This is a genomic window from Frankia sp. CeRuru1, from assembly GCF_977966315.1.
In genome coordinates this window covers 1-3,537 of sequence record NZ_CDWWEW010000468.1, presented here as the reverse complement: position 1 = coordinate 3,537, position 3,537 = coordinate 1, and the positions used below count along the sequence as shown (strand labels likewise).

Genomic DNA, 3,537 nt, shown 5'->3' with positions numbered 1-3,537 from the left:
GCGGCCGGCTGGGCCGCCGGCGGCGGCGTCACGAGCGGAAACCGTCATCGCGGGCGACTCCCTTTCGCGCAGGCTGATTGAGGGAAGCCTAACCTAAGCCAGTCGCACCATGGTTGCTCCGCGCAAGGTTATGGTGGCGCCAAGCAGACTTGGTGGTCTCTTCATAGTCCGTCCGGGGGAGTCGGGTTGCGGCAGAAACATCGGCCTCAGGCTGTGGTGTTTGCGGCATGTCCACTACACGCCCGTCGATCCGGATCAGACAACCGGTTATGGCGGTGACGAACGTCCCGCGATCGTCCGGCGGCACGGAAGCCGGAGACGGTCCGTGTGAGGTATCAGGCACCGTTTGCGGATCCGATCCGTGTTTCGTCGCCCCACCATCGGGCTAACCGACAGAGTCGGGTCCAGGTGGAGACCACCCATCCGAGACCACCGTCTAGACCACCCGTCTGGACCATGCGTCCGCGCTCGGCAGCCCGCGGCACACGCCATCGCTCCTGTGCGCCTGGCGGCTGTGCGCCTGGCGGCAGAGTGGGTTGTCCTGTCCCTGGCGGGCGACGCGGCTGAGCTCGGGCGCCTGAGGGAGTCTCGGACGACCGATGGAGTGAGGACCGATGGAGTGAGGAGTCGATCTGGTGGACCTGCCGCCCTCGGCCGCGCCGCTGCGCGCCCTGCCCGCCGAAAGCCTCCCCCGCCCGGTGTTGACCGCGGTGCGTGACTGGCCGGCTGGCGCCGGAGAGGTCAGTGCCTACTTTTACGACCCGGCGGCGGCCGCGCGGAACGCCGCGGCGCTGCGGGCCTGCCTGCCCATGTGGGCGGAGGTCTGCTACGCGGTCAAGGCCAACAGCTTTCCGCCGATACTCGACGCCCTGTTGCGTGGGCCCGGTCCGGACATCCCTCGGTCGGGGCGGGAACGGAGCGACTCCAGCCTGGGCGCCACCCCGACCGGCGCCAGGACCGGCGCCAGCGGCCGGGGCATCGACGGTTTCGAGGTCTCCTCCGCGCACGAGGTGCGCCTGGCGCAGGCAGCGTACGGCCGGGTCGACCCCGCCCGGCGTCCCCACCTGGTCGCCTCCGGACCGGGGAAGTCGATGACCCTGCTTACCGCGCTGGTCTCGGCCGACGTCGACGTCGTCAACGTCGAGAGCTTCGGTGAACTGCGCCGCCTGGACGCCGTCGCGGCCCGGCTCGGCCGTCGGGTACGGGCGGCGGTGCGCGTTAACCCGGCCCGAGTGGGACTGGCAGGCTCCCTCCAGATGGGCGGTCGGCCGAGTGCGTTTGGCATCCCCGAAACGGAGGTCCCCGCCGCGCTCGAACTCGCGGCGGATCTGGCCCATATCGACGTCGTCGGATTCCATGTCCACGCGGTGTCCGGCAATCTCGATGCCGCCGCCCATCTGGGCTACGTCCGGTGGTGTCTCGATTTCGCCGCCCGGACGGCTGCCGCGGCCGGGATCGAGCTGCGGATGGTCGACGTGGGCGGTGGATTCGGGGTTCCGTTCGAACCGGACCGGCGCGGTGACCGGCCCTTCGACCTAATCCGATTTGGTGAGGGACTGAGTTCGCTGCCGGTGCCGGACGGAACTCGGGTAATCTTCGAGCCGGGGCGGATGCTGGTGGCCGACTCCGGCTGGTACGCCGCCGAAGTGATCGACGTCAAACATTCCTACGGGACGGAATTCGTGATTCTGCGTGGCGGAATTCATCATTTCGCGCTGCCGACATCGTGGGAGATCGTCCATAACTTCGCCGTCGTGGAGAGATCGGGCCGGAACGGTGGGCCGGAGCCGGAGCCGGAGCCGAAGGACACGCGGGAGGCGGTGGTCGAAGGTCGTCCGGTGACGGTGGTCGGGGAGCTGTGCACGCCGGAGGACACCCTCGCCCGTGACATCACGGTCGATCGGGTGCGGTCGGGTGACGTCGTCGTCTTCCCCATGGCGGGTGCGTACGGCTACGAGTTCGCGCTGCCGGATTTCCTCGGCCACCCCCGAGCCCGGCGCGTCGAGCTTCGGGGAACGCGGCATGCTCCGTTCCCCACCGATCGGTCGAGCTGATCGGATACCCGGGAGAGGAATGTTCCCTCAGCACCAGGTTCAAGTTCATCGCTCCAGTCGCCATGGCAGTTATTTCTGGCATTCTAGGAAATATTAATCCAAGTCGTATTTTTCAGATTATTGACAATCTGTTGATGGGACGATACGTACCGTTCATCGGCCTGGCGCCTAAATGGGACATTGCGGACGGCGGGGGCTGATGTGCCGTGGTTCTGGTCTGTTTGGCTAGTCAAAAGCAGGACTTCTGTCACAATGAATAGACAACTAGCAATCTATGGTGGCATTCCTATCGGATTGGCCGTGACTGCCGATCGGGAGTCACACCAGGACACGGCCGGGAGTATCGATCGGGGAGAAGACCCATGTTTTCGTACCTACATCGTCTCAGGACCATCAGCGTGCTCGGCGCGGCGACCCTCGTCGGCGGGCTGCTCGGCGGCGGTGGCTACGCATACGCGCAGAGCAGTTTCACCGGCAACCCCTGGGTGTTCCGGGCGACCAACCAGAGTGCCGAGGGGCTTCGTATCCAGTCGACGGGCGGGCCCAACGGCCAGCTGTTCATCGTCTACGACCATCTGAACCAACCCATCTTCGCCGTCAACAAGGCCGGCGGCGCCGGTGTGTTCGGGGACAACTTCAACGTCCACCAGGGCAACGACATCCTGCATCCCTGGGTGCGGATCAGCGTCACCGATCCGCAGCCCGCCGACTGCGTGACCACGGGCCAGCTCGTCCTCGGGGGCTCGACCGGTTCGGGTGGCCGCGTCTGGCGGTGCGTCGTCGGGCAGGGGTGGACGCCCGTCCTCTGACGGGACGTGGCCCGTGGCGGGATGCGGCCCGCTCGGACGATCATGACGTCACGCGACGTCATGATCCGGTGTCGCATTGCTTTTCAAGTAGCGCACGCCCTTTTGCCATGGCATCACATCAAGGTGCCGCTAAGCCTCACTGCCTATGGACGCCGGGGCGACAGCGCCGCACAGGCGACACTGAGCCGGCCGCCGGCCGGCGAATTTGGGGGACCTGAGCACGGTCTGCGGTCCCTGGACCGTGCCTTGCTCCCCATAACTCGGCCGCCGCGATCCTCGCCCGCGTTCCCACCATGACCGCCGCCCTGGACGCCGCGAGCGCCCCGGCCGGCGCATCCGGCCCGAGCATCCCGTTGACGCCCGTCTCGGCCTGGCAACCCGGCGACCCGCTCTTCGCCGCCGGTTCCGATGGCACCCCCGACAACTGGCACCCCCGACAACCCCGGGCACGTCGGCATCTACCTCGGCGGCAACCAGGTGCTGCACGCCCCCACACCGGCGACGTCGTCAGCATCGTTTCGCTCGACCGGTACGAGAAGGTCACCGGCGCCACCAGACCTTCTGCGCTGACCCGCTGACCCGCTGACCAATGATCAGGTGACCCGCTGACCAATGATCAGGTGACCCGCTGACCAATGATCAGGTGATTCGCCGACCATGTCGGACCCATCCGC

General features: G+C 67.1%; 3 protein-coding genes. All 3 read left to right on the top strand.

The window, feature by feature from the left end; all coding sequences use genetic code 11:
* The first annotated feature begins 635 nt into the window (after nucleotides 1–635).
* Nucleotides 636–2,054: a type III PLP-dependent enzyme domain-containing protein gene (locus AC08OP_RS22825; protein WP_476616047.1), complete on the top strand. Its 1,419-nt coding sequence runs from the start codon at nucleotides 636–638 to the stop codon at nucleotides 2,052–2,054.
* A 362-nt stretch (nucleotides 2,055–2,416) separates the two neighbouring features.
* The gene (locus tag AC08OP_RS22820; protein WP_462187540.1) at nucleotides 2,417–2,863 is read left to right on the top strand and encodes a hypothetical protein; all 447 of its coding nucleotides are present in this window, start codon (nucleotides 2,417–2,419) and stop codon (nucleotides 2,861–2,863) included.
* 293 nt (nucleotides 2,864–3,156) lie between these two features.
* A complete protein-coding gene (locus tag AC08OP_RS22815; RefSeq protein WP_476601399.1) occupies nucleotides 3,157–3,441 on the top strand; it encodes a hypothetical protein in 285 nt (94 codons plus the stop codon).
* The last annotated feature ends 96 nt before the right edge of the window (nucleotides 3,442–3,537 follow it).